The sequence below is a fragment of the Tolypothrix sp. FACHB-123 genome, from assembly GCF_014697075.1.
Lineage (GTDB): Bacteria > Cyanobacteriota > Cyanobacteriia > Cyanobacteriales > Nostocaceae > Aulosira.
Genome location: NZ_JACJRE010000090.1, coordinates 1 through 25359 on the forward strand (window position 1 = coordinate 1; position 25359 = coordinate 25359).

Genomic DNA, 25359 nt, shown 5'->3' on the forward strand with positions numbered 1-25359 from the left:
GATGTCAATACATATAAGGCTTTTGGCAAAATAAAGATGCTTTTTTTGTGTTTATATGAGTGCTATAACTAATAATTTGGCATAATAGCTACTGAAGAACCTATTTGTGATCCCTACCCTCATATCAGCTTTGAAGATATTTGTACACTACAAATAGAAAGATGATATCTAACAAGAGTAAGTCTAAATTATCTATATATATATGGTAAACACCTGGTATATCTGGAGGCTTGGTCTAGCCAAGCCTTTTTTATATATTTTATACAAAAGTGTAAAAATATACTTATATTTTACTTAAGCGAGAAAAACTTTTGCATAGCTACTATCTAAAGCAAGTATTTTGATACCAGGTTGTGACATATTTGCATACATCCTATAGGATGATGATCTGTCATAAGAGTAGGTATAAATTATTTTAGTACGTTGTTAAGCACAGCAATGATCGAGGTTTGGCTCGCAACCAAACCTTTTTTTATTGTTAGTGGTCAGTTGTCAGTAGTCAACACTTCTTGTAGCTTCAGTAAACACAGTCAACACTCAACAGTCAACACTCAACATTGCCTAATTATTAAATTCTGTGCAGCAGATACCATACGATGATTGAGAATAGTGCAAAATCTCGGTAAACTATCTGCTCTTGCTGTTGAGGAAAGTAATTTTTTTCCATATGGGTTTAATTCACAATCATCCTCTGCAATTGACAAGGCGTCAATTTTTCCAAATTTCTGGATTGTCCGGTGTGAGTTTTCTACTTGGTGGTTGTGGGACACCAAGTTTTGAAGATTTAGTAGGTAAACTTTCCGAACCGCTAAATCAAAAGGTGGAAACGTTGATATTTAATCCTCAAAAGCCTGTACCGGAATTTTCCCCTAGCCAAATTCAACCAGAAGCTTTAATAGTTAATACTTTTAGAGGTACTCCAATTATCGATTGGCAGAAGTATCGTTTAATTGTTGATGGCGAGGTAAATAATCCTCTGAGTCTGAGTATGCAAGAAATTTTAGCTTTACCTCTAACTTCCATGATTATTCGCCATGTTTGTGTAGAAGGCTGGGCTGCAATTGTACAGTGGGGTGGTGTCCGTTTGCAAGAAATCATTGCTCTTGCCCAACCTAAATCTAATGTCAAGTATGCTTATTTTAAATCAGCCGATGGCTACTATGAAAGCTGGGATATAGCATCAGTGTTGCATCCCCAAACTTTATTAGCTTATCAAAAAAATGGTGAACCTTTACCAGTTGATAATGGTGCGCCTTTGCGTTTAGCTTCACCAATTAAATTAGGATATAAGCAAAGTAAGTGGGTAACTCAAATTACATTCACTAATTATTTATCACCTTTTAAAGGCTATTGGGAAGACCAAGGTTATGAATGGTTTGCAGGACTGTAAAAAAGTCACGCTAATGACAAATATCTCATAACAAGGAAAAGGGAAAAGATAGACAATGGAGACAAGGGAGACAAGGAGGAGAAATAAATATTACTTTCTTGACAACTGACAACGGCTCGACTGAGCTTCGCCGAACGTCTGACAACTGACAACTTACCAATTCTCTATGAAATTTTTTGATAAACTACATGATAATATTGCCCGCAATCAAAGTCTGCTATTTGTAGGACTAGATCCAAATCCAGAGATGATGCCCGAACGCTATACATCTTCAAATATCATGGATGGGTTGTGGAATTGGTTGCAATTTATTATTGCTGAAACTGCCGATTATGTCTGTGCTTATAAGCCAACTTTTGGCTTTTATGAAGCCTTAGGTATTCCCGGTTTAGAACTATTACACAAAACTTTACAAGCTATACCCTTACACATTCCTATTATTTTGGATGCTAAACATAGTGACTTAAATACTAGTACTATTTTTGCTCGGACTGTGTTTACCGAATGGGGCGTTGATGCTATTACACTCAGCCCCTATACCGGACAAGATCATGTAGCACCATATTTAGTTTATCCCAATAATGCAGTATTTATTTTGTGTTGTACATCTAATCCCGGTGCAGAAAGTTTACAACAATATCCGGTAACCGAAACACCTTTATATTTGCAGGTGGTTAAAGAATCCAAAAATTGGGGAACTCCAGAGCAATTAGGTTTAGAAGTAGGTACTACCAATCCTGAAGTTTTGGCGTTAATTCGCGCAATTGCACCGGAAAGAATGATTATGGCTCGTAGTATTTGGGCAGAGGGTAGCAATCTAAATCAAATTCTAGCAGCCGGCTTGAATGATAATGGCACGGGGTTAATAATTCCTGCACCTCAAGATATGCTAAGTAGACCCCAATTATCTCAAGAAATCCAAGCTTTACGGGCAGAAATTAATCAATACAAAACTAATCTTAATGATGATAATTCTACCTGTAATGTTTGGTTACCGGATGTCGGTGTTTTAAACATACACCCACAACAAGATTTAATTTTACAACTGTACGATATTGGCTGCATTATGTTTGGTAACTTTGTGCAAGCCTCAGGAGCGACTTTTCCTTATTACATCGACTTACGTAAAATTATTTCCAACCCGCAAGTATTTAATCAAGTATTGAGTGCTTATGAAAATATTTTGCAAACTCTGACTTTTGATAGAATAGCAGGTATTCCCTATGGTTCTTTACCTACAGCTACAGGTTTAGCATTGCGTCTTCATTGTCCGATGATTTTTCCGCGTAAGGAAGTGAAAGCACATGGAACTCGTAAGGTAATTGAGGGTAACTTCCATCCTGGTGAAACTGTTGTGGTTGTGGATGATATTCTCATTAGTGGTAAAAGTGTAATGGAAGGTGCAGAAAAATTAAAATCTGCGGAGCTAAATGTTCAAGATATAGTCGTATTTATTGACCACGAACAGGGTGTAAAAGAGAGGTTAAGACAAAATGGTTACAACAGTTATGCGGTTTTAACTCTTTCTGAAATTACAGAAACTCTGTATCAAGCAGGACGTATTAATGAGGGACAATTATTAGCTTTTAAAGAAAGCTACTAGCACTGGATGTAACTCAAAATTCACTCATTCAAAACTTGTACTGAAGCTCATGAATTATTCCAGATTAATACAGTAGGGTGTGTTAGTCTCCGGTATAACACACCCTCATAACATTTTATATTTTTTCATATCCATTACATTATATTATTGAGGAGTGTGTCAGTTCCGCAACAAGATTAATTGTACATTTTTCAAGTTCTTGTTCACTATTTATGATGCGGTACTTTAATTTCACCTCACTAATTCTCACTTATTATGAATATTTCTCTCAATCAAATAATCAAAATATTAATTATTACTCTGCTATTCCCTTTAATTTTTCTTAATGTATGGTTAGCATTTAAGTTTTTCCATTACTTTGAACCAATAGTAACAATTTTGGTATTAGCAAGTTTGTTTGCTTTTATTTTAAATTATCCTGTTTCTAGCCTTGAGCAAAGAGGAGTTCAACGTAACTATGCCATAGGTTTAGTGTTTATACCAGCTTTGATTATTTTGATGGCTTTAGGCATTATCTTAGTACCAATTATCTTAGGGCAATTTAATGAAATGGTCAAATTATTGCCCCAATGGATTGATGCAAATGAAGCAAAATTACAAAGTCTAAATACTTGGAATTTAACTGAAAATTTAAAAGTTAATATAGGGCAAATATTAACGCAATTAAATAATCACTTGCCCGATGAATTAGAATATTTATTTAAACATCTTTTTGGAATTATTATCGATACAATTGATAGTATTTCTGAAGCAATAGTCACAGTTGTATTAACTTTTTACTTATTAATAGATGGGCAAAGAATCTGGGAGGGTATATTCCAAAAATTTCCTTGGGATTTTGCCCGCAAAATTAAAGATTCTGTACAACAAAATTTTCAAAATTATTTAATTGGTCAAGTGAGTTTAGGGCTGCTGATGGGAGTTTCGGAAACTTTAATGTTTTTAGGTTTCCAGGTGCAGTTTGCATTACTTTTTGGGTTAGGAATTGGAATTTTAAGCTTAATTCCCTTTGGCGATGTTATCAGCCTAATTGTGGTGACTTTAATCATCGCATCCCATGATTTTTGGTTAGCCGTGAAGGTTTTTGCTGTAGCTATTGTAATCGACCAGTTAATCGATCAGGCGATCGCACCCCGGCTGTTAGGGCGATTTACAGGACTTAGACCCGTGTGGGTAATTGTTTCCTTACTCATAGGAACTTACGTAGGTGGGTTGTTGGGCTTGCTAATTGCAGTACCCATAGCTGGTTTTATCAAAGATGCGGCAGATGGTTTTGTTTCTGTATCTAATGTTTCCAGCAATACAATTGAAGGAGAAGCTATGCCAGAGATAGGGCGTTAAGGTTGACACTCTTCGCGCCTATTTGCCCCATGCCCAATGCCCCATGCCCTGCCCAATGCCCCATTGCCCATTAACAAATTCATCTTGCCTAAGAGTGATGGAAAAGCTATAAGCACGATACACTGGGGGAAATTTCTTGAGGAAGCGTTGATGGCAAAGACAAACGCAGTTAAAAGTGAAACTTCCGCACAGGAATTACCTCCTGTTTCAGAGGATGAAGCGGCGGTGACAGTGGAAGATGCTGCTGCACCAGTGGAGGATTCCCAAAATATTGATGAGATTGTTAACTCGCTTAAAAGCTTACTGAGTGCTTTAGAAAAGCTGCAAAAAGTACGCCAGGAAGTGGGTGACATCAAACCTTTGATTGGGCGGATGCTGGATGGAGAACTAGTCACTGGTGAAGATTTAGAGCAACTGAAGGTAGGCGTAAACGGTTTGACGCGCCTTGTTCGTGCTTATAGCGATCATCAAGCAGCGTTGACTAAAGCACAACCTGCGAGAAAATTGTTAGATCAAATGTTAAAGGAGGGTAAAACTGATTAAACTTTTCGACTAAATTGGTGAAAAAGGAATAACGATGAGTAGAAAATCTCACAAAGCATTGATTGGTATTACTACCTGTGGTCAACAAGGAGCATTACCATTTTCTGTTGCCAGAGATTACCTAGATGCAGTCCGTGCAGCAGGCGGTACTCCCATATTATTACCCCCAGGAGAAACTGACCCCAGCATCCTTTTAGAGCCTCTGGATGGTTTAATTATTTCTGGTGGTGGAGATATTAACCCTGTTTGCTATAACGGTTGTGACCACCCCAGCATTTATTCTGTAGATTGTGAGCGCGATGCTTTTGAACTACAACTAGCTAAGCTGGCGCTGGAAAATCATTTACCTGTGTTGGGTATATGCCGGGGTTTACAAATTCTCATCGTTGTTTGTGGTGGGACGCTGATTCCCCACCTACCAGAAGTATATGGTACCTCTGTCTTACATCGTCTAGAACCTGAAGTTGGGCGGCGTTTGCCAACAGAACACATAGTCAAGATTGATCTAGAAAGCCGTTTAGCTAGTTGTGTGCAAAATACGCAAATTTCTGTAGTGTCTTGGCATCATCAAGCAGTACACAAAGTACCTGCTGGTTGGCGCGTTGTCGCCCATGCTCTAGAAGATGAGGTAATTGAAGCTGTGGAATGCGAATATCACCCTTGGGCGCTGGGTGTACAATGGCATCCAGAGCTTTCGGCTAACGATCCAAATCATCAAAGAATTTTTCAGGCTTTTGTGCAAGCCACAGTTAGTCAAAAAAGTTTGGTGACAGCACCATTGAAGGTCGTGAATAGCTGACCTGAAGTAATCTAACCAGTAAAAAACCACCATAACTAATCCCTCGACTACCCCACACTGAGATAATCATTCTCATCTATTCACCTGAATCAAACCAGGAAAAGTATCTTTTCTGTTTTTGCCACAATAAATTTAGGGTAATGCTGAGTCTAGGTAGCTCGGTAGATTCTCAGAAAACGGGGAATACTGTGATTTACATGTTAAATTTGACAATAAATTATTTGTCATTTATCAAAAAATAATATATTGTATACTCTTGTATCGGCGCGTTTAACCCCAATGTGTGTTTTCTAGAGTGAAAATCTGACACAACGCGCCCCTTGTAAATACCAACTGCGGCTGCTAAACTTGCCAAAGTTTTGACTTTTGAAAACCTTAACTTTTATTTACTATGCCAACTAGGTAAGGCCAGTGAGTAAATAGATTGGTTTTCTAAGTGATTATGCATAACTTCTATTCAGCTATATTGACATATATCTTAAGGAATATTTTAACTATAAGTGGTGGTAAATCGCAAAAAAAACCAATTATGGTTTAAACACTAAAGATTCCTTTCATTTAAGCGTTGTAACTCGAATTTTTTAAGGATAACATGGTAATAATTGTGTACTGACGACTCATACCAGGTTTGGTATCCGTTTTTCTATGGAAATACAATTAATCAATATAGGTTTTGGCAATATCGTATCTGCCAATCGAGTAGTTGCCATTGTTAGCCCAGAGTCTGCACCGATTAAGCGGATTATTACCGATGCACGGGACAGAGGCCAACTTGTTGACGCGACTTATGGGCGTCGGACTAGGGCGGTAATTATCACCGATTCTAGCCACGTAATTCTCTCGGCGATTCAACCAGAAACTGTAGCCAATCGCTTCGTTATTTCTCGGGAGCATCAAGTTGTAGATAATTAGTAGAGATGGGCTAATATCCCTACCCTATTTGCGCCATATCAGCAGTACCATGTGAATTAGACGATTTTTATGTCACCCGTGTGGCAAATTCCTTAGTCAAGAGTTACACAGCTAACAAATACTAGACTAATGAATCTAGCTCTATCGATAATTCACAGGTTTAGCTGATAATGCAAGTTCTACCCATTCAGAGTGGTGCTACTACTAAAGAGTTTTCGCCTTCCGGGCGACTGATTGTTTTAACTGGCCCTAGTGGGGTTGGCAAAGGCACTTTGCTACGTGCCCTGTTGCAACGTCATCCAGAACTTTACTATTCCGTTTCGATGACAACCCGTTCTCCTCGCCCAGGAGAAATCAACGGCAAACATTATTACTTTGTCAGCCGGAGTAAGTTTGAACAATTGGTTGCGCAAGGCGAATTCTTAGAATGGGCAGAATTTGCAGGTAATTATTACGGTACGCCCCGAGAAGCTGTGCTTAACCAAGTTGGTTCTGGAAAATTGGTTGTACTAGAAATTGAGCTGGAAGGGGCAAGACAAATCCGCACTTCTTTTCCTGGTGCCCATAGCATTTTTATCTTGCCACCTTCCTTTGATGAGTTAGAGAAGCGGATTCGGGGTCGCGCCCAGGATTCAGAAGCCGCTATCGGACGTCGTCTACAACGCGCTCAAGAAGAGGTAAAAGCCGCTGATGAGTTTGACATTAAAATCGTCAATGATGATTTTGAAACTACTGTCAAAACTCTAGAAGCTGATTTGTTTGGCTAATACCAATTAAATTTCCGAAGTTAGAGGGCAGAAGAAACAATTGATTCAAGGCAGACTACAACCCCTGTTGATAGTCAGCGCCTTGTATAAGACGCAATTTTAGAGCTTTATTCCCTTCGTTGATAAGTAAGCATTTCTGCTTTTAAGTTGCACAATCTATTGTGAGATCTGTTGACCGTTGACAGCCCTGATTAGTAGTTATGCAAGTTAGAAGCGCATTAGTGTTAGATGCATAAGGGATAGTTCTTCCCTTATGCCTTCTGCCTTTATTCATAAAAAAAGGACACATATTCAAAAGCCAAGCTTTTTTGTATGTGTCTTTTTTTGCTTAAATACGGAGCAATAAATGATTATTGGGCAAAAAGCGGCAAGGGTACACTGCTTCACGCAGTAGCTACCCTTGGCTATTCAACCCAACCAGAAATCGCAAGATATGCAGCTTGATTCTTGCAATTTAGAGATAATGGCGATTGGAAGAGATATTTAACCTACTAGACCTTGGATGAGTGCTAGGTTGATTGTCAAGAAGTAAGCAACTAAGGCTCCACCAATAGCACCGATTAAGAAAGCACTGGAGAAATTATTCCAGCCTTCATTGGTAGTAAAAGCATCTGGAGGGGTAGCAGTAACGCTGCTAAGTGCTTTAGGAGGATTGCTGTGAGTATATAGGGCTAGGGCAGCGGTCAAAATTACAACCAAGCCGATCGCTCCTAGCAATCCAGCTAAGTTAGCACTAGGTGTATTGCGCAGGGGGCCTAATTTGGCAAAGGGGCCAAACAGCCAGTAACCATGAGCCATACCAACTTCTAGCCCACGTCTAAAAGGAGTTAGACCAGGACGGTAAGCAGGTAAGTTATTAATGAACCACTTAACTAAGGGAGAAGAATTAATTGGTGTTTCCAGGTTACCTATTTGTGGATCGCGACCTGCGGGAAAAACAACCTCACGATTTCTTGGGTCGCTGGCTAGATTTTTGGATGCATCTACTGCTTGCGCCATATTTTATGTTCGCCTCTAAATTAGAATTGTGGCATTTTTCTATTAATAATAATTGTAGCTAAAGGTGCTTTTTGTCTGAGAAGTTTAGAAAAATTAATTTACTTAATTAAAAAGACATAAAACCCGTAAGCTGCAAGGGCCTACGAGTTTTAAATAATTATTTGTACTACCTATTTGAGCTATATTTTTCCGATTAACTCAAGAAAAATATAGCTACAAAATATCAGATGGAAGACCAGATATTCAGGTTGTGAAAATAGAGTCTTCTATCTATGGCAGTGGGTGGAACAGTAAATCGGGGAAAAAGCGGTTAAATTCAATCAAAATTCCAGCTGTGATGGTCAACCAAATAGTGGCTGCTACAGGTGCAGTAGAAATGAATTTAACCAAGTAGGACGATGAGTCGCCTTTGTCTGCCATGAATTTAGTCTCCTAAACAAGTTAATCGATACTGATGAATTAGCGGGGAGAAATGGGGATTTCTGTATCCTTGGCTGTTAATTCACCAGAAAGCAATTCTTTGACAGCTGCTGCTGGCCAAGCAAAGCCTGTGGCCATAATTGGTAGAGCCAAAGCCAAATCGATTTGGATTTCTTTTTGTTCAGAGTCAGATCCCTTCTTGATGGCTTGGAGATAAGCACGGCCTACCCAACCAATCCAACCAGTAATGTAAAGGAAAAGAATGCTAGGAATTAAGAAATCGCCTGCACGGTCAAGACGACCGTCAACAATCAAATGGGGGTAACCCTCAGGGCCACAAAGAGCTTGAGAGTAACGCTCAAACCGCTTTTTACCAGATTCTGGGTCAGCGGTGGTATTACGGGCATTTTTTGCTAGCTCTTGAAAAGCGGGAGTGTCTGCACATGGTGCCAAATCCGCACCCAGCGCCTTGGCGGGCGGGGCGAAATTGAACCAAAGACCAATCGCTAAAATCAAAGCAAACAATCGTCGCATGGAGTTGTTTCCTTTTATTACAAAACAAAAAGTTTTTTGTACAAAACGAAGCGGCTTGTACAGTCTTTATTTAGATAACTAGCAAGTCATCATACTCTTGCCTGGGAACCGAGTAAAGTTTAAGTAAATAAAAGTTAAAGCTTCTCAACCAAGTTCTCATTGCGTTCTGAGTTCTGAGTTCAAATAGTGAGCAAAATTTCGTAATAATTTGAGAGAATTCATGAACTAGAGCTGAGCGTCAGAACCGATCACACATTACTCCCTTGTAGCAATGGCAACCGTTTTAGCAATCGAAACTAGCTGTGATGAAACTGCTGTGGCAATTGTCAACAATCGTCAAGTTTGTAGCAGTATCATAGCTTCACAAATCCCGATTCATCAGCAATATGGCGGTGTAGTGCCTGAGGTAGCATCCCGCCAACACTTAGAAACAATCAACTGGGCGATCGCCCAAGCTTTAGAGCAAAGCCAAATGAATTGGGCGCAAATTGACGGTATAGCAGCCACCTGTGCCCCTGGACTCGTTGGCGCACTGTTGGTAGGGTTAACTGCTGCCAAAACTTTGGCCATGATTCAACAAAAACCATTTTTGGGAGTGCATCATCTCGAAGGGCACATTTATGCAACTTACTTGAGCGAGCCAAGCTTAGATCCCCCTTTTCTTAGCTTACTAGTTTCCGGCGGACATACAAGCTTGATATATGTCAAGGATTGTGGTATTTACGAAACCCTAGGGGAAACCCGTGACGATGCGGCGGGCGAGGCTTTTGATAAAGTAGCGCGGCTGTTAAAGCTAGGTTATCCTGGCGGGCCAATCGTAGATAAGCTAGCGCAAACAGGCGATCCCCAAGCCTTTGCCCTGCCAGAAGGGAAAGTATCTTTACCAGGTGGGGGATACCATCGCTATGACGGCAGTTTTAGCGGCTTAAAAACAGCAGTATTGCGGTTAGTGCAGCAACTAGAGAAAAATAACGCGGAGATTCCTGTAGCTGATGTAGCCGCTAGTTTTCAAGAAACAGTAGCGCGATCGCTCACCAAAAGAGCGATCGCCTGCGCCTTAGATTATGGCCTCAATACAATTGCGGTTGGTGGAGGTGTCGCCGCTAACAGTGGACTGAGAAAAAACCTCCAAGCCGCCGCCGCCGAACATAACCTTCGTGTTCTCTTCCCCCCTATGAAATTTTGCACAGACAACGCCGCCATGATTGCCTGTGCCGGCGCCGACCACCTATCACGGGGACATACATCTCCCCTCACCTTAGGCGTCGAATCTCGGCTATCTCTCACTCAAGTCATGAAGTTGTATCAAGGCAATTAGTCAGTGGTCAGTGGTCAGTTGTCGGTTGTACTCATGCCCAATGCCCAATGCCCTATGCCCTATGCCCTATGCCCTATGCCCCAGTTCCATTGACTAGCACCTGAATATGACTAGCCACAGCATCCGGCTGCTCTAACATTGCTAAGTGCCCACAATCAGGAATTTCAATCACATTGTCGCCACAGTATTGGAATAATGGATGAAAGCTGGCTAAATGGCGTACATATTTGGGTTCCATTACCTTATCGTGACTCCCAGTCAAAAAATAAACTGGCTGCTTGAGTTGGGAGACTAATTGGGGTAAGCGGTTGATTTCTTCTTCAGTTGTCGAATCTAACAATGTGCCTAAAGCAGCTTCTGGATCGGCAACGACAAAATCAATTACTCGCTGACGCGCCCAATAACGCTCTAAAGGACGTGCTACGCTAGCTCTGGTAAACAGTAAATCAATCAAAGGTATTTGAGATAACCAGCGCGGACGGACTTGTAAAAATCGCTGTCCCATAGTCCGGAACTGCTCAAAGGCTTCTTTGAGATAAATTCCCCCACCGGCATTAATACAGATTACCCCTTTAACGCGATCGCTCATCTGATTTGCTGCCCACAGAGCAATTGTCCCACCCAAAGAGTGACCAATTAACCAAGCGCTGGTGATATGTAGCTGCTGTAATAGCACTACTAAATCATGGGCGTAGGCTGCTGGCGTATACATAGATTCAAAAGATGAATCCACTGCATTAGTGGAGTTAGCAGCAAAACTTAGAGAAACTTGTGTCCGACTCCATTCATTGTCAGGCTGGGATTGGGACTCACCAAAACCACGCAAATCATAAGATAGGCACTGGAAATCTACTGACAGTCGGGAAATCACAGGCTGCCAGTATCCACGGCTATTGAGCCAACCGTGAACAAAAACTAAAGCATGGGGACAGGAGGTGGGAGCCGTTAGCTCGTAGGAGTGGGGAACGCCGAGGATTTCAATGGTTGCCATACTTTATATCGTACCTTTAAGGGCGGGTGCGACTAAATATGGAGTGTAAAAGGAAAAAGGTTTCAGCTAGAAAACTTTTTTCCTTCATACTGTATAGCTGCCGTTATTTTCCTAGTAATCTCTGTCGCACCCCTTCAGCAATTTTGTGTCCCAAATATTCGGGAATGAGACTTTCATTAGGCCCCAACAAGTAAAGAATTAGCCTGGTGCGTCCGCGCCAAACTAGTAGGTTGGCATTAACTACTAGTAAGTCCTCCTGCCAGATGGCATACATCACTTTGTAAAATAATCCCGGTTGATTATCGGCTTCAATCACTAAAGCTGGCAGATGAAACACCGGATCGACATAGAATTCTGTTTGCACTTGCTCTAAGCCAGCATCAAGGTTGAATTCTACAGCCAGCATTTCTTCTACTTCAAAGCGTCCGCCTAAAGCCTCGCGGATTGCCCGACAGACATTGTCTGCGGTTTTCTCCGTCAAGGCTTTACTGCCACGAGATACTAAAAGCTTAATAAACACTAACATTGGCGATCGGATCTGACCGTATAAGCTCAGACCGTGGATAGTTAGCCCGTAAGCAGCTAGTACGCCAAAAATATCGCTGAGGAGAAAAGACTGATTGCGGTAGGCAAAGTGCAAGGCGCTTTTGCTTCCTTCCGGCTTCAGCTCAATCACAGCTCGTCTAGTTTTATACAGACGGTAGGCTAAGCGTAAATTTTGCAGTTGAATCTCACTGCTAACAAATTGTTCATAAAACTGGGGAAACGCTCGATTAAAGCGCTTTAGTAGTTCCAGAGTCGAAGATTTTAAACCAGAAGCCATCTTTGGGGGTAGACTCGCGAGATGTGTCACCAGGGGACTGAGGACTGGGTACAGGGAAAGAGTTTTCTTATACTTAATACCCTATACCCAATTTTTCATCCCTATATACAATTGACTCTCTTATTTTTCCCTTTTGGTGAATTTCTCCTAGCTTTACAACAAAATGCTAAAGTTGAAAATGATTGGTGTGAAACACGCTCTAGTCAGCTGTCACCATTGAAAACCCAAACCACAGCAAATAATTTTGTCTGTGCGGGAGATTAGGTGGATCTAGCTGTGTTAAACGTGAATCTCCACTTTTTATGAGTGGCAGCCAATTCAGTTATACTACCCGAACCACGTTGGCATGGGTTTTTGGAAAACTTGGTTTAGTACTTCTGAATCTACAGCGACTAGTAAAACAGCTCCCTTGGAAGAGACGAGCGCGGAATTTACGGGCAATAGTCCGAATAGCGATCGCATCGTCTTCAGCACAGAGCGAGATATCGATTTGTATGAACTCGAAGAACTCTGTGACGCTGTTGGTTGGTCTCGTCGTCCCCTGAGAAAAGTGAAAAAAGCCATTGAGCATAGTTTTCTCGTCGCCTCTATGTGGCAAGTGCGAGGAAACCAAAGGCGGCTCATTGGCTTTGCGCGTGCTACTTCCGATCATGCATTTAATGCGACTATCTGGGATGTAGTCGTCCACCCTGACTTTCAAGGTAAAGGAATGGGTAAAGCATTGATGAAATACGTTCTCAAAAAACTGCGCAGCGAAGAGATTAGCAATGTTACTCTCTTTGCCGATCCTCATGTTGTCGATTTCTACCGGACTATGGGTTTTATGCCCGATCCCGAAGGCATCAAGGGCATGTTTTGGTATCCTCACTAAATCCTTTATAGAAATAAAACACCTTCCCACCCAAAATTTTAGTTATAATTGCCGAAATCTACTAAAAAATTAATGTCAGGGTTCAGCCTATAATTCAGCGACCACCTTGATTGTGAAGCTAACACAGCATTCCCGATCTGAATATGTGTTAGCAGACGCAAAAAAAAGTTAGTAAATATCTACCACTTCTGATATAATCAGATTAACGCTTTGTGAAAAGCATCAAGGTAGAAGTAGTTGCTGTGTAGCTGCGAAACTCTCAAACTTTTGGATTAAGAGTCAATCGCTCTACTGAAGTAGATGAATTAACCGGGATGTAGCGCAGCTTGGTAGCGCGCCTGCTTTGGGAGCAGGATGCCGCAGGTTCAAATCCTGTCATCCCGATTTAAAATTAAAACCGTAGTTTCATTAGTGTAACTGCGGTTTTTTGCAATTTGTAATAAGAAAAAACAATAGTTAGCCTAAGTTTCTCGCTGGTAAATAGCTGTGCTACCCAATTAGATATTTTTGCGGAGTAATTTAATATGCCTATTCTGGTCGTAAGCTATTGGGTAAGCTATCATAAGACAAATTTGCTCCCTAGCAGCTACTAATCTACTAAATAGATTTATATACATTGTTCAAGATTTGAGCCAATATTACATGCAAGGCAATTGGAACGATTCACTATATAATGGCGTCATTTATAGCTGGGTAAAGAAAATCAAATGACATTTAAGGCGGAAATAATTTGAGCAATTTGTAGTTACTGTGTCGCCCTATCTAAAAAGTACGTACTACGTTTGGTGATGCAGAGCAAGTATAGGCAGAGCAACATTGAAAAACAGCACCATTTAAGGCTGAAGACCATAATATAGCAATCCTAAATTATCGGGGAATATCAATCTTTGAGCGTTGTCTATTCATTTAATAGCCACCACAAATTTTTCACATTTCTAAGAGATTGCTATATAACTAAAAAAAGTTGGTGCTGCGGAAATCCAACTATTTATCTGAGGTAATTGAATTGTTGACACAAGGAGTAGTCATGAAATCATTGGTTCGCTGGGGCGCAACATTAGCTATTGCTGGTAGTGTATTATCAGGGGCGTTGCCAGTAATCGGCAATCTCCAAGCAATGGCTTTACCACAAGATCAGGTAGAGAAAAAACTCCAAGAAGTACCTGTATTTACCCTGACCAATGCTAAAGGTGAATTCATCGTTATTTCTAGAAACAATCAGGGTAAGCAGATCTCTCAAGTAGGATTTTTTATTAGCAAGCAAGATGCGCAGAAATTTTTAGACAATCGCCTCAAGAAAGAAAATCCACAGTTAGCAAGCACCTTGCAGGTCAGACCTTTATCTTTAGCAGACTACTATAAAATAGTGCTAGAAGGTAAGAAGAAATCTGATTCTGTTTTTTATACTTTAGTACCAACCCAACAACAGGTAGAATCAGCCAGAACTTTATTAAATCAAAGCGGTCAACAAGGACAGCAATTTAATGGTATTCCCTTGTTTGTACCCAAATTTAAGAAAGATAATAGCTATCTGACCATCCCTTTGGCACAAGGTAATGAGCGCTACATTCCCTTCTTTTTTGAAAAAGAGCAAGCAGTCAGTTTGTTAGACCAATTTAAAAAAGCTGCGCCACAAGAGGGAGCGAATACAGAAATTCAAGTAGTAGATTTGTATGGCGTGATTGAAGCACTCAGCAGCAGCAACGATCCTGGGATGAATAAAATTGTCCTGTATCCATCGCAGGAGTCAATCAATTTTATTCGCTCACTAGCACCTAACTCCCCTAAAGGAAATCAATCGCCAAATGCTAGACCTGCTGCACCTGCGCCGAAAAAATAGTCAATCTAGGACTTACGTAATGTATAAATAGTCCAGGATGTATGCTGGAAGAGTTGTTTGGACTGTTGGACTAGTATTTAGGTAGGTAACAAGCGATCGCATTGGAATAGACCAAAAACTAAATTATCCTAAAATTTAGGAATTGTCGGCTGCGTCAGTGAAAGTTGTTGCTCTCCTAACGCACCCGACAACTTAAATTTTTTATTTGGTGCAGGTCAATGCGTAAGTCCTATGAAGTTTAAGAATACACAGCCAAAAGCAGTTTCTGGGTTAGAACTTTGGCAGTGGCGTCAGAATGCAATTCAAGCGGCGATCGCTCATGATGTACCAGTCGCAGAAGTTGATTGGTTACTCCAAGAGGTAGCTAGCTTAGATCGGTTAGCGCTGCGTTTAGAATCTTTCAAAAACTGGCCGCAGATTCAATTAGAGTTACCTTTAGCGGATTTAGAACTGTTGTGGCAAAGGCGGTTATGCGATCGCTTTCCTGTACAGTATATTGCCGGGGTGACACCTTGGCGACAGTTTAAAATTGCTGTATCGAGTGCAGTTTTGATTCCCCGTCCAGAAACAGAATGCTTGATTGATTTAGCTGTAGCTGCGGCTAATGATAGCCAAATTACTCCAGCGTTACAACAAGGACATTGGGCAGATTTGGGGACTGGGAGTGGAGCGATCGCACTAGGATTAGCTCATGTGTTTCCCAAAGCCACCATTCACGCCGTTGATTACAGCCTGGATGCTTTAGCGATCGCCACAGCAAATGCCGAAAATTTGGGACTGAGCGAACGCATACAATTTTATCAAGGTTCTTGGTGGCAGCCACTCACACATTTAAAAGGTCAGTTTAGTGGTATGGTATCAAATCCACCCTATATCCCTACAAGTACTTTACCGACATTACAACCAGAAGTAATGCTCCATGAACCACATTTAGCTTTAGATGGCGGTGCTGATGGTTTAGATTGCATTCGTCATTTAATTGAAATCTCTCCTAGTTATTTACGTCCTGGTGGAGTGTGGCTGATTGAAATGATGGCAGGACAAGCGAAAATAGTGCAGGAACTATTGCAAAATCAAGGTAGCTACTACAATATTCAAATTCACTCTGATTTAGAGGGAATTGAACGCTTTGCAGTTGCTTATGTGAATGCTAATTATTGATCCCAATTTTGTTCAAACTACAAACTTGATTATTTAAATCTAGAAAAAATAATCAATTAACAGCCTGTTAAGAGCTTGGTAATTTCATAATATTCAGCTTATAAAAAAGACTTAACTAAAAATTAATCTAAATCCCGGATATATAGAAATCTGGGTTGATTTTGTAAATTACTTGCCAAGGAAGAAAATAAAGAAGAGGCAATAGAGGAAGAAACGAGGGAATAAAAGTGTAATGAGTTTTGTTAAAAAATCAAATAAAAATTAGATAAGAAACATATAAATGTCAAAGTATTTGAGTTAAAATTCATCACAATCCCGATTAAGGGTGATAATTTATAACTAAGTATTACTGAGACATAATCTGCTGTAAGCTGAATAAATGAATTACGAAACAGCTCGCAAAATCCTGATAGACCAAACATTAACAACCGAAGATCGCTCAGATTCCTTGTTAACGCGGATGAAACAGGGAAAACCGCCAGTTCCCGGTCAAATTACTTCGATTTTGTTGGCGTTGAAAGTGGTATTTGAAGCTCTCAAAGAAGCCTCTACTCTCGATAGAGACTTAGCCTACGCGCTGTTTGAGTTAAGTATTAAGACTCAACAGCTTTTTGCTGCTGGGCGGAAAGTTGGTGTTGAATGGCCGCCATTATTAAAGGAAGATTTGCTACGAATTTCTCTAGCAGCTGAAAGTATTTTTTCTGGTCAATGGCATACCTCACCTAATACAGGGTTCGGAGGGTAATCGCTGATATTAGGGAACAAAGGCAGAGGGCAGATGGCAGAGAGCAGAAGAGAAGCGAGAAACTGTATTTTGCTATCTGGTATTAGTTTAGAGTCACTAAAATTATTTATGGGAATTCCTTCTGTCTTCTGCCTCCTATGTTCTGCCTTCATCAACGATTGCGCAATTCTGCTTCTAATTTGTCTAAATCGCTTTTGAGTAAAACTGTCATTTGACCGGTGAAAGCTTTGCCTGTTTTAGGCTGGGCAACTTCTACCCAATAAGCAAAGCGATCGCCTACTCGTAATTCTCCCTTTAAAGCTTCTCTAATAGGAGTTTTAGCCAACCGGGCTGAGTTAATTGCACTTTGATTAGGATATTGATAAAGTACCTGCCCGCGCTTAAAGTCTTGATAGATATCTATTCCATAAATTACTCGTAAAGCCTCTTGCAAGCGATCGGATGTCATGCCGTTAACTGCATCATACATAGTAATGCGCTCATTACGAATCATGCTGCGGTCTTTAGTAAAAGCTACTTTACCAGGCGGTAACACCGATGCTAAAAAGGTAAATCGTTGAGCTGCTGTATCACTCTTTTGTATAAATAAGCGCTCTCCACTTCTAGGGCGTAGCGTAGGATGTGCTTGAATCCAAGTAGTTACTTCTTCTGTTGGTTGTCCTGGTAAAGCGTTGGCTTGGGAATCAGCAAGCATTCCCACAGCTAACCAAGAAAAGAAAGAAACAGGTATCAAAAAAGTAAGCAGAGGTTTTTTTAGCATTTTCAAAATCGGGTACTATATCGCGAGGTAATCATAGTTTTCCCGTTTTGCTGCCAAATTATTTCATATAAATTTAAAAAAGATTGCTATGCCAGTACGTTATTTTACTGATGAATGGGCATTGGGCATTGGGCATTGGGCATTGGGCATTGGGCATTGGGCAATTCTCCTGTTTGTGTCCCTAATACCCTGTACCTCGCTTCATGCTTTCAGCGCTACTTTGATGACTTTGCGGGCTTTCATGTCATTAAATACTTGTGCTAAATCCTTTAAGGGGCGATGTTCGCTAATTAGTAGTTCTAAAGGATGTTGACGACTAGCGATCGCGGCGAGGGCGGCGCGGACATATTCAGGAGTGTTGTGAAATACGCCTTTTAAGGTTAATTCGCTGTAGTGTAATTGTTCTGTGTTGACTGTAATAGTGGTGTCTCTGGGACAACCACCAAATAAGTTGACGGTTGCGCCGGGACGAGCAGAGGCGATCGCAGTTTCCCAAACGCTGGGTACACCAGTGGCTTCAATCACGATATCTGCGCCCCATCCTTGGGTAAGTTCTTTGACTACTTCGGGGATATCGGGAATTTGATGATAGTTAAATGTCTGGGTTGCACCTAATTTTTTACCAATTTCTAGTCTGCGATCGCTACCGCCCCACAGCCAAATCTCGGCTGTCTGTTTCTCTGCTAGGGCGGCGACAAACATCAGCCCGATCGCCCCATCTCCCAGCACTACAATCCTGTCTGCTGGTTTGATTGGGGTACGCCCTAACCCATGCAATACACAAGCTAAGGGTTCGGTCATGGCTGCTAATTCATAGGGCAAGTCATCGGGAATAGGTAATAAATTATGCTGGACTATGGGCGCAGGAATTTTCAGATACTGAGCAAAAGTCCCATTATTCCAGGTCAAATTGGGGCATAAAGAATATTCTTGGCGTTGACAGAAAAAGCAATTCATGCATGGGGCGGAATTATTCGCGACGACGCGATCGCCTATTTGCCAACCTGTAACACCTGCACCTAAAGCGACAATTTGCCCAGCTGCTTCATGACCAAATAAAGTCGGTGGTTTCAGCATTTTGGCATGACCACCACGCCGCCATACTTTTAAATCTGTGCCGCAAGTTGTCGCCGCTTCTACTTGAATTACTACTTCACCAGCAGCGGGAGTCGGATCGGCTACTTCCTCTAAGCGTAAATCTTCTTGACCATAAAGCAAGGCTGCCAACACAACTTTTGACCTAAAATTACTGACTTCACCTGATTTTATAACGCTTCGCGTGTCAGTTGTCAGTTGTCAGTTGTCAGTACTGAAATTTTTGAAACCTCACAAATTAACAAAAGGCAGACAAGAGACGCAAAGAAGGAAAAACTGATAAATCTCAGCAATATTCCTTCTGCCTCCTGCCCTCTGCCCTCTGCTTTTTGAGATTATGAATTGACTGTCGGCTGAGGAATTACGCCTGTATTTCGGGTTTCTGCATTCGACAAGCGACCCAACGTTAATAATGGTACTTCTTGCCGACAAGATAGACAAAACCAATAAACTTCACTATGCCGAATATGGCGCAGGAGGGAACCACCACAACATGGGCAGGTGTTGGTTCTCATACTCATACCGATGTCCTCCTTTAAAAAGATGTTGATGTAATATACACAAAAAATTTTGTTTGATTAAAACTGAATTTTGGCAGCATGAATGTGCCCATTCAAATCTACGCGCTGTTGAATAATTTTTTCGTAGATTGCTTCATAGCCGTTAACCATTTGGGTAACGCTAAATTTGTTTTCTACGTGTTGGCGACAGGCTTGGCGATTGAGTTTTAAAGCTTGGGGAATCATCTGTGCCATCTGGTCATAACTTTGACAGATAAAACCTGTTTCCCCCTGAGCAATAACTTCTGGTACTGAACCGAGATTCATTGCAATTACTGGCGTCCCAGTTGCCATTGATTCAATCATTACTAACCCAAAAGGTTCTTGCCAGGTAATGGGAAAAAGAGTGATAGCAGCATTGCCTAATAGTTCAGCTTTTTGTGCGTGGTTAACTTCACCAAGATATTCAATTTGCTGACCATCTATATGGGGGGCAATCTCTTGTTTAAAAAACTTCGAGTCTACGTCATCAATCTTTCCTGCCATCTTCAAGCGCCAACCACTTTGCTTGGCAATGGCGATCGCATGGTGCGGCCCCTTTTCGGGGGAAAAGCGCCCTAGGAATGCCAAATATTCTGGTTCTTGAGGTTGTTTTTTAAAAGGGTAATCTTCTGGGTTAATGCCGTTGTAAACAGTGCCAAAATAGTTTAAATCTATTTGCCGCTGTGCATTACTAATACTGATGTATGGTTGTTTTTTATGGTGACCAAAGGCGATGCGGTTATCCTTGGTAAAGCTGCCGTGGAGAGTATGTATCGTTGGTGTTGATACTAGACTCGCTAGGGATAGGGACGAAATTCCTACATGGGAGTGAATAATGTCAAATTCCGGCGATCGCTGGTAAACCTGGCTAAGTTCCAACATTTCATACACGGCATACTCTTTGACATTTGGATCTAAGCGTAATGCTCGTGGATAAACTGCTTCTAAATTAGCCAAAGTTTGGGAATCGCCAGAAGCGAATAAAGTGACTTCATGACCGCGACGAACTAATTCATCGGTCAAATGACTCACTACCAGTTCAATTCCTCCGTATGTTGGAGGTGGAACTCTTTCCCATAAGGGGGCAACTTGAGCTATTTTCATATGTCTTGGTTCAGCCGATTTAATAGTTCTCTAGATGAGAACTTTAGTTAACTTTTGAGGGCAAAGAATTTATACTTAATCTTCTGAAATTTAAATTAACCAAATTCATGCCCGCAAGTGCAATATCGGTTAACCGTACCATTGAAACAGCACCAATAAATTTCAGATAATCAGTGATTGCCTCAGACGACTACAATACAAAGATACAATCAACTGTAACTCCTTTCATCTATCTTGGGGATCAATTAAACAATTGCCTATTCTGTAACTTAACCTACTGATTTAAAAATTTTGTAGCTCAAAATACTAAAATTTACCTTGGGATCAATTCTTCTTAGGAATGATTTAGGGGAAAATGGCTAGAATCATAGGTAAGAGACAAATATTAAAAAAAAATAAAAACCCTTTAATTAATAATTAATTAATGAATTTATGTAAATAAAGGTTAAATGAAAATCGCCACTTGGAATGTTAATTCAATTCGCACTCGCCTAGAACATGTCACTGATTGGTTAAACCAAAATTTGGTTGATGTGCTTTGCTTGCAAGAGACAAAAGTTGTAGATCGAGATTTTCCGCGATCGCCTTTTGAACAATTAGGCTACCATGTTTATTTTTCTGGGCAGAAATCATACAACGGCGTAGCTTTAATTAGTCGTCAACCGCTGTTAGATGTCAGTATGGGGTTCACACCAATTGTGCCCAATTTACAACCAGAATGGGACGAACAAAAACGAGTAATTACGGGAATTATTGATAATGTGAGGATTGTGAACTTATATGTTCCTAATGGTTCATCTATAGGTAGCGAAAAATACGAATATAAGCTGCGCTGGTTAACAGTATTACGGCAGTATTTGCAACTATTATTAAAATCCCATGAGGCAATTTGTGTTTGTGGCGACTTTAATATTGCCTTAGAAGCTCAAGATATTCACGATAAAGTCAAAGCCGAAACTCATATCATGTCATCCGAAGCCGAACGCCAAGCGCTTAGGGATGTGCTTTCATTGGGATTTGCTGATGCTTTTCGTAAATTTAACTTGGAAGGTGGAAACTACAGTTGGTGGGACTATCGCGCCGCATCCTTTCAGCGCAATTTAGGCTGGCGAATTGACCATCATTATCTAACGCCAGTTCTTTACGAGCGTGCTACCAGCTGCATTATTGATGTCGCGCCGAGAAAATTAACCCAGCCTAGCGACCATACGCCAGTGATTGTGGAATTTTGATTGGGGAAATGGGTAAGGTATTCGGCTTTTAAGTTGCACAATTCATCGTGATGGCTGTTGACGGTTGACTGTTGACTGTTGACTGTTGACTGTTGTACGGGCGGGTTCACAAATATCCTCACTGAATCAACGATAATTCTCAATAAACCCGCCCCTACTGATGGTTGACGGCGCTGATTAGGAGTTATGCAATTTAGAGGCGCATTAGCTTATTTCCAGGCTTCCCCTATGGTTTGATCGGCGCTGATACTACACCCTTGGCTTCGAGGATGGATGCAACTTTTAAAATTAAGGCTTCGTTGTAAGGTGCGGCGATTAATTGCACGCCTAGGGGGAGAGAATTAGGGCGCTGAATTGGTACTGATAATACAGGTAAGCCAATAAAAGATAATGGTTGGGTAAATAAGCCGAGGTGAGGACGAACTAACATTTCCTCACCATCTAAAATCATAGTTTGTTGACCAATTAACGGGGCAGCAATGGGTGTGGTGGGGGCGAGAATGAGATCGACATGGGTAAAGATTCTCCGCAGACGATCGCGATACCATCTTCTAAAGCGCTGGGCTTGTAGATACCATTGATTGGGGATTAACGCCCCAGCTAAAAAGCGATCGCGTGTGGCAATATCAAAGTCTTGCGGACGCGATCGCAATTTAGTTAAATGTAAATTTGCCCCTTCACTGGCTGTAATGATAAAAGCGGCTGCTCTCGCCCGTTCTGCTTCTGGTATGGTTACGTAATCATTTACACCTAAAGCTTGGGCTACCTGTTCCACTACGGCTAAGGCTTCTGGGGCTGCACCCTTAGCAAAATAATCATCGGCAATGGCAATTTTGATACCAGATAGATTGTCATCGAGTTGTGGTAAAGATAATTCTGGCGGTAGTTTTGTACATACCGGATCACGATTGTCCGATCCTTGGAGAATATCAAATACTGTGGCAATATCCCGCACCGAACGGGCAAAAGGGCCGACATGATCCAGACTGGTAGAAAATAAAGCTACCCCAGCACGAGACAATCTGCCATAAGTGGGTTTGAAACCGAAGATTCCACAAAAAGCCGCCGGAACCCGAATTGAACCGTTAGTATCCGAACCTAGGGTTAAAGGCACCAAATCCGCCGCTACCGCCGCTGCTGAACCACCAGAAGAACCCCCAGCTACGCGCTGTAAATCATGGGGGTTGTGAGTAGCACTGTAATGGGAATTTTCCGTCACAAATCCATAGGCGTACTCATCCATATTTAAAGCGCCAACCAACACCGCACCAGCTTGCTTTAATCTAGAGACTGCTGTTGCATCTTGGGTAGCTGGGGGATTTTCGGCATTAATTTTCGCACCGGCGAGAGTTGTCAATCCAGCGATATCGTAGAGGTTTTTCGCTGCAAAAGGTACACCAGCCAACACCCCTGGATCATTACCTTGGGCTATTTCTTTGTCAATTTTGCTTGCATCTTTTAAAGCTGCTTCCGCAATTATCGCTGTAAAACAATTAAGTTGGCGATCGCGTGCCGCAATTTTAGCTAACGCTTCTTGAGTTACCTCCACCGCGCTAACTTTACCCTCACGCACAGCCGCAGCTATAGATACAGCATCATTCATGGTTCAAACACTGGTGCAACTTCAACTTCTTCTGGTATGGGGAATTCAGTTACAAGGGAAGCGATCGCTTTAATTCTCTCAAAATTTGCCACTACCCCATCACGATATTCATCGCGCAACTGCAAATCCACCAACAACGCCATTTTATCTACATACTCACCAACGTCAAACCCCTGACTCTCCATCTTCCTTCGTGCCCTTTGCGTCTTTGCGGTTTTTCTTCTCAATTTATAACTTCTGGCGGCAAATTAAACAAACCGTCTTCCCCAGATTCCCAGTCAACAACCTGAAACACAGCATCAATATTTAGCTCACCATAAATATGGGGAAATAACTCGCCTACTTCCGCCTCCTCATAACGAATTTTAGATGTAACTTTATCAGTATCAATAAATAGTAATAGCAATTTCTTTTGATTGCGAAAAAATCTATTTGCTACTTTAACTAATTGCTGAGATTCCGAACAATGGATAAAACCCTCACTATCCAATGAATCAGCGCGATAGCTACCGAGGATTTTTGCTTGTTGCCATTGTTGTGCTGAGGTAATGTGAAAGATAGTTTTCATGAAATTGCAGCGCTGCTAACTACTCTCATTGAATATATTCCAGCACTGCCACAAAATGCGCTCTGCTAGCTAGGTTTAATTTTTCCATCCCCGTGAGGGGTAATTAATTGAAAACACGCTAGAGTTGTTAGCCTAGCGGAAACAATTTCGGTTTACATCCCCGTAAAGGGGAATTAATTGAAAAGTGTTTACCAGCATTACTTCCATCTGGCTCTTGACAAAGAGTTTCCGTCCCCGTGAAGGGGAATTAATTGAAAACTATGGCTGGCATTACAGCCTGGTCAAAGACTAGGTCGGTTTCCGTCCCCGTGAAGGGGAATTAATTGAAAACCGCTGGATTAATCCCTGCTTATCAGGGGCTTCTTGGAAGGTTTCCGTCCCCGTGAAGGGGAATTAATTGAAAACTTTCTTCTTAAAATAAGCAGAGATGATCGTTCTTAAAAGTTTCCGTCCCCGTGAAGGGGAATTAATTGAAAACTACTTTTTTCTACGTGATCTATTGATAGAACACATTCCAAGTTTCCGTCCCCGTGAAGGGGAATTAATTGAAAACTACAGCAGTTAGTGGTTTGTTCGGAGCCGCTACTATTGGTTTCCGTCCCCGTGAAGGGGAATTAATTGAAAACTGAAAAGTTTTTGACAGTTGCATTGGCAATCTTGCTGGTTTCCGTCCCCGTGAAGGGGAATTAATTGAAAACCCTACCCTTTTAGAAGCCTTATCCAGAGAGGATTACAGATACCCATTTTCGCGGGGGGTGTAACTTAACTGTCAATAAGCTCAAATTATTGATAATTGAAGGCTAGTAGACCATGCTCAAAAGGTTACTGTGTAAGCTTTTCGCGGGGGTCAACGAAAGAATCAGGGTTTTGGATATTGCTCTACCCCCGCTAAAAATTTACGTATGTTTAGCCAAAACAAATACTTTTGCTTTCACTTGGAAACGTCATATTAAGTTTTCAAGGTTCTGTGAAATTATTTGAGAGTATAACAGAGTACGCTGGAAGTTTCACTCTGGAGACTACAAACGTAACATAACATCAAAATATTCTAGAGGGCATGGCAGTGCCAGTGCCCCTACAATATGTCGCATTCTTTTTTCCAATTGGTATTAAACTGCGAATTGCTTTCTGATCACGGGAATTGTTTTCTGATCACGCAAATTGCTTTCTGATCACGGGAATTGTTTTCTCAAACTGGGGTTTGCTTTGTGTTTTCGGTATATTCAGCAAAAAAAGCTGATATTGCTTTATTTTTTGCGTAATTTACTTATTAAATAGCAATTAACCCTAACAAAAATGGTTCTTCAGTAGCTATTATGCCAAATTATTAGTTATAGCACTCATATAAACACAAAAAAAGCATCTTTATTTTGCCAAAAGCCTTATATGTATTGACAT

Annotated in this window: 26 protein-coding genes, 1 tRNA gene and 1 CRISPR repeat array; of the genes, 15 read left to right on the forward strand and 12 right to left on the reverse strand. The window is 41.1% G+C overall.

Annotated elements, in window-relative coordinates; all coding sequences use genetic code 11:
* Positions 1-667 precede the first annotated feature (667 nt).
* From H6G41_RS31675 to gmk, 7 genes are all read left to right on the forward strand, one after another.
* On the forward strand, positions 668-1390 hold the full coding sequence (locus H6G41_RS31675; protein WP_190752047.1) for a molybdopterin-dependent oxidoreductase: 723 nt from the start codon (positions 668-670) through the stop codon (positions 1388-1390).
* Positions 1391-1556: 166 nt separating this feature from the next.
* On the forward strand, positions 1557-2993 hold the full coding sequence (locus H6G41_RS31680) for a bifunctional orotidine-5'-phosphate decarboxylase/orotate phosphoribosyltransferase (RefSeq protein ID WP_190752049.1): 1437 nt from the start codon (positions 1557-1559) through the stop codon (positions 2991-2993).
* 255 nt (positions 2994-3248) lie between these two features.
* Positions 3249-4334, forward strand: a complete 1086-nt coding sequence (locus tag H6G41_RS31685; RefSeq protein ID WP_190752051.1) for an AI-2E family transporter — start codon at positions 3249-3251, stop codon at positions 4332-4334.
* A 150-nt stretch (positions 4335-4484) separates the two neighbouring features.
* Positions 4485-4877, forward strand: coding sequence for a hypothetical protein (locus H6G41_RS31690; RefSeq protein WP_190752086.1), 393 nt, complete (start codon positions 4485-4487; stop codon positions 4875-4877).
* 34 nt (positions 4878-4911) lie between these two features.
* Positions 4912-5676 (forward strand): gamma-glutamyl-gamma-aminobutyrate hydrolase family protein, encoded by a 765-nt coding sequence (locus H6G41_RS31695; RefSeq protein WP_190752053.1) that lies wholly within the window; start codon positions 4912-4914, stop codon positions 5674-5676.
* A 645-nt stretch (positions 5677-6321) separates the two neighbouring features.
* On the forward strand, positions 6322-6588 hold the full coding sequence (gene remA / locus H6G41_RS31700) for an extracellular matrix/biofilm regulator RemA (RefSeq protein ID WP_015127199.1): 267 nt from the start codon (positions 6322-6324) through the stop codon (positions 6586-6588).
* 167 nt (positions 6589-6755) lie between these two features.
* Positions 6756-7355, forward strand: a complete 600-nt coding sequence (gene gmk / locus H6G41_RS31705; RefSeq protein WP_190752088.1) for a guanylate kinase — start codon at positions 6756-6758, stop codon at positions 7353-7355.
* A gap of 483 nt (positions 7356-7838) precedes the next feature.
* Here gmk and H6G41_RS31710 read toward each other — a convergent pair whose 3' ends face one another.
* The 3 genes from H6G41_RS31710 to H6G41_RS31720 form a co-directional block, all read right to left on the reverse strand.
* A complete protein-coding gene (locus H6G41_RS31710; protein WP_190752055.1) occupies positions 7839-8354 on the reverse strand; it encodes a photosystem I reaction center protein subunit XI in 516 nt (171 codons plus the stop codon).
* Between the two features lie 270 nt (positions 8355-8624).
* The gene (gene psaJ, locus H6G41_RS31715; protein WP_096605611.1) at positions 8625-8774 is read right to left on the reverse strand and encodes a photosystem I reaction center subunit IX; all 150 of its coding nucleotides are present in this window, start codon (positions 8772-8774) and stop codon (positions 8625-8627) included.
* Positions 8775-8813: 39 nt separating this feature from the next.
* Complete coding sequence (locus H6G41_RS31720) at positions 8814-9308, reverse strand: Photosystem I reaction center subunit III (RefSeq protein WP_190752057.1); 495 nt, start codon at positions 9306-9308, stop codon at positions 8814-8816.
* A 271-nt stretch (positions 9309-9579) separates the two neighbouring features.
* Between H6G41_RS31720 and tsaD the strand changes: the two genes are divergently transcribed.
* Positions 9580-10626: a tRNA (adenosine(37)-N6)-threonylcarbamoyltransferase complex transferase subunit TsaD gene (tsaD, locus tag H6G41_RS31725; protein WP_190752059.1), complete on the forward strand. Its 1047-nt coding sequence runs from the start codon at positions 9580-9582 to the stop codon at positions 10624-10626.
* Positions 10627-10699: 73 nt separating this feature from the next.
* Here tsaD and H6G41_RS31730 read toward each other — a convergent pair whose 3' ends face one another.
* The gene (locus H6G41_RS31730) at positions 10700-11617 is read right to left on the reverse strand and encodes an alpha/beta fold hydrolase (protein ID WP_190752061.1); all 918 of its coding nucleotides are present in this window, start codon (positions 11615-11617) and stop codon (positions 10700-10702) included.
* Positions 11618-11720: 103 nt separating this feature from the next.
* On the reverse strand, positions 11721-12440 hold the full coding sequence (locus H6G41_RS31735; RefSeq protein ID WP_096645572.1) for a hypothetical protein: 720 nt from the start codon (positions 12438-12440) through the stop codon (positions 11721-11723).
* A gap of 111 nt (positions 12441-12551) precedes the next feature.
* Here H6G41_RS31735 and H6G41_RS34845 point away from each other — a divergent pair, with 111 nt between their 5' ends.
* From H6G41_RS34845 to H6G41_RS31760, 6 genes are all read left to right on the forward strand, one after another.
* Positions 12552-12704 carry a hypothetical protein gene (locus tag H6G41_RS34845; RefSeq protein WP_206756963.1) on the forward strand — a complete coding sequence of 51 codons (153 nt, stop codon included), beginning with the start codon at positions 12552-12554 and terminating at the stop codon, positions 12702-12704.
* An 82-nt stretch (positions 12705-12786) separates the two neighbouring features.
* Positions 12787-13311 (forward strand): GNAT family N-acetyltransferase, encoded by a 525-nt coding sequence (locus H6G41_RS31740; RefSeq protein WP_190752063.1) that lies wholly within the window; start codon positions 12787-12789, stop codon positions 13309-13311.
* 310 nt (positions 13312-13621) lie between these two features.
* Positions 13622-13695 (forward strand) — tRNA-Pro (locus H6G41_RS31745).
* Between the two features lie 643 nt (positions 13696-14338).
* Positions 14339-15151: a Tic22 family protein gene (locus H6G41_RS31750; protein WP_190752065.1), complete on the forward strand. Its 813-nt coding sequence runs from the start codon at positions 14339-14341 to the stop codon at positions 15149-15151.
* A 231-nt stretch (positions 15152-15382) separates the two neighbouring features.
* On the forward strand, positions 15383-16312 hold the full coding sequence (gene prmC / locus H6G41_RS31755) for a peptide chain release factor N(5)-glutamine methyltransferase (RefSeq protein ID WP_190752067.1): 930 nt from the start codon (positions 15383-15385) through the stop codon (positions 16310-16312).
* A 379-nt stretch (positions 16313-16691) separates the two neighbouring features.
* Positions 16692-17057 (forward strand): Dethiobiotin synthetase, encoded by a 366-nt coding sequence (locus tag H6G41_RS31760; protein WP_190752069.1) that lies wholly within the window; start codon positions 16692-16694, stop codon positions 17055-17057.
* 151 nt (positions 17058-17208) lie between these two features.
* Here H6G41_RS31760 and H6G41_RS31765 read toward each other — a convergent pair whose 3' ends face one another.
* From H6G41_RS31765 to H6G41_RS31780, 4 genes are all read right to left on the reverse strand, one after another.
* A complete protein-coding gene (locus H6G41_RS31765) occupies positions 17209-17817 on the reverse strand; it encodes a hypothetical protein (RefSeq protein WP_190752070.1) in 609 nt (202 codons plus the stop codon).
* A 201-nt stretch (positions 17818-18018) separates the two neighbouring features.
* Positions 18019-19047, reverse strand: coding sequence for an alcohol dehydrogenase catalytic domain-containing protein (locus tag H6G41_RS31770; RefSeq protein WP_190752072.1), 1029 nt, complete (start codon positions 19045-19047; stop codon positions 18019-18021).
* A gap of 200 nt (positions 19048-19247) precedes the next feature.
* Complete coding sequence (locus H6G41_RS31775; RefSeq protein WP_190752074.1) at positions 19248-19433, reverse strand: hypothetical protein; 186 nt, start codon at positions 19431-19433, stop codon at positions 19248-19250.
* A 57-nt stretch (positions 19434-19490) separates the two neighbouring features.
* The gene (locus H6G41_RS31780; protein ID WP_190752076.1) at positions 19491-20558 is read right to left on the reverse strand and encodes a glycosyltransferase family 4 protein; all 1068 of its coding nucleotides are present in this window, start codon (positions 20556-20558) and stop codon (positions 19491-19493) included.
* 449 nt (positions 20559-21007) lie between these two features.
* On the opposite strand from H6G41_RS31780, the gene xth reads away from it, so the two are divergent.
* Positions 21008-21790 carry an exodeoxyribonuclease III gene (gene xth / locus H6G41_RS31785; protein WP_190752078.1) on the forward strand — a complete coding sequence of 261 codons (783 nt, stop codon included), beginning with the start codon at positions 21008-21010 and terminating at the stop codon, positions 21788-21790.
* 226 nt (positions 21791-22016) lie between these two features.
* On the opposite strand, the gene H6G41_RS31790 is transcribed toward xth, so the two are convergent.
* Genes H6G41_RS31790 through H6G41_RS31800 form a run of 3 tightly spaced genes read right to left on the reverse strand, consistent with a single transcriptional unit; the run spans position 22017 to position 23961 of the window.
* Entirely contained in the window at positions 22017-23393 is a 1377-nt protein-coding gene (locus H6G41_RS31790; protein ID WP_190752080.1) for an AtzE family amidohydrolase, read from the reverse strand.
* A complete protein-coding gene (locus tag H6G41_RS31795; protein ID WP_190752082.1) occupies positions 23390-23578 on the reverse strand; it encodes a DUF4089 domain-containing protein in 189 nt (62 codons plus the stop codon). The genes H6G41_RS31790 and H6G41_RS31795 overlap by 4 nt, the downstream gene beginning before the upstream one ends.
* A 38-nt stretch (positions 23579-23616) precedes the next feature.
* Positions 23617-23961, reverse strand: coding sequence for a DUF952 domain-containing protein (locus H6G41_RS31800; protein ID WP_190752084.1), 345 nt, complete (start codon positions 23959-23961; stop codon positions 23617-23619).
* Between the two features lie 80 nt (positions 23962-24041).
* Positions 24042-24659: direct repeats of the CRISPR family, unit length 35 nt; unit sequence GTTTCCGTCCCCGTGAAGGGGAATTAATTGAAAAC.
* Positions 24660-25359: the final 700 nt, after the last annotated feature.

Coding starts and splice junctions, on each gene's coding strand:
- H6G41_RS31800 (WP_190752084.1), bottom strand. CDS start 23,961: ATGAAAACTATCTTTCACATTACCTCAGCACAACAATGGCAACAAGCA.
- H6G41_RS31790 (WP_190752080.1), bottom strand. CDS start 23,393: ATGAATGATGCTGTATCTATAGCTGCGGCTGTGCGTGAGGGTAAAGTT.
- H6G41_RS31730 (WP_190752061.1), bottom strand. CDS start 11,617: ATGGCAACCATTGAAATCCTCGGCGTTCCCCACTCCTACGAGCTAACG.
- H6G41_RS31675 (WP_190752047.1), top strand. CDS start 668: ATGGGTTTAATTCACAATCATCCTCTGCAATTGACAAGGCGTCAATTT.
- H6G41_RS31720 (WP_190752057.1), bottom strand. CDS start 9,308: ATGCGACGATTGTTTGCTTTGATTTTAGCGATTGGTCTTTGGTTCAAT.
- H6G41_RS31775 (WP_190752074.1), bottom strand. CDS start 19,433: ATGAGTATGAGAACCAACACCTGCCCATGTTGTGGTGGTTCCCTCCTG.
- H6G41_RS31765 (WP_190752070.1), bottom strand. CDS start 17,817: ATGCTAAAAAAACCTCTGCTTACTTTTTTGATACCTGTTTCTTTCTTT.
- H6G41_RS31740 (WP_190752063.1), top strand. CDS start 12,787: ATGGGTTTTTGGAAAACTTGGTTTAGTACTTCTGAATCTACAGCGACT.
- H6G41_RS31760 (WP_190752069.1), top strand. CDS start 16,692: ATGAATTACGAAACAGCTCGCAAAATCCTGATAGACCAAACATTAACA.
- H6G41_RS31750 (WP_190752065.1), top strand. CDS start 14,339: ATGAAATCATTGGTTCGCTGGGGCGCAACATTAGCTATTGCTGGTAGT.
- H6G41_RS31685 (WP_190752051.1), top strand. CDS start 3,249: ATGAATATTTCTCTCAATCAAATAATCAAAATATTAATTATTACTCTG.
- remA (WP_015127199.1), top strand. CDS start 6,322: ATGGAAATACAATTAATCAATATAGGTTTTGGCAATATCGTATCTGCC.
- xth (WP_190752078.1), top strand. CDS start 21,008: ATGAAAATCGCCACTTGGAATGTTAATTCAATTCGCACTCGCCTAGAA.
- prmC (WP_190752067.1), top strand. CDS start 15,383: ATGAAGTTTAAGAATACACAGCCAAAAGCAGTTTCTGGGTTAGAACTT.
- H6G41_RS31690 (WP_190752086.1), top strand. CDS start 4,485: ATGGCAAAGACAAACGCAGTTAAAAGTGAAACTTCCGCACAGGAATTA.
- H6G41_RS31710 (WP_190752055.1), bottom strand. CDS start 8,354: ATGGCGCAAGCAGTAGATGCATCCAAAAATCTAGCCAGCGACCCAAGA.
- psaJ (WP_096605611.1), bottom strand. CDS start 8,774: ATGGCAGACAAAGGCGACTCATCGTCCTACTTGGTTAAATTCATTTCT.
- tsaD (WP_190752059.1), top strand. CDS start 9,580: ATGGCAACCGTTTTAGCAATCGAAACTAGCTGTGATGAAACTGCTGTG.
- H6G41_RS31780 (WP_190752076.1), bottom strand. CDS start 20,558: ATGAAAATAGCTCAAGTTGCCCCCTTATGGGAAAGAGTTCCACCTCCA.
- H6G41_RS31795 (WP_190752082.1), bottom strand. CDS start 23,578: ATGGAGAGTCAGGGGTTTGACGTTGGTGAGTATGTAGATAAAATGGCG.
- H6G41_RS31695 (WP_190752053.1), top strand. CDS start 4,912: ATGAGTAGAAAATCTCACAAAGCATTGATTGGTATTACTACCTGTGGT.
- H6G41_RS31735 (WP_096645572.1), bottom strand. CDS start 12,440: ATGGCTTCTGGTTTAAAATCTTCGACTCTGGAACTACTAAAGCGCTTT.
- H6G41_RS31680 (WP_190752049.1), top strand. CDS start 1,557: ATGAAATTTTTTGATAAACTACATGATAATATTGCCCGCAATCAAAGT.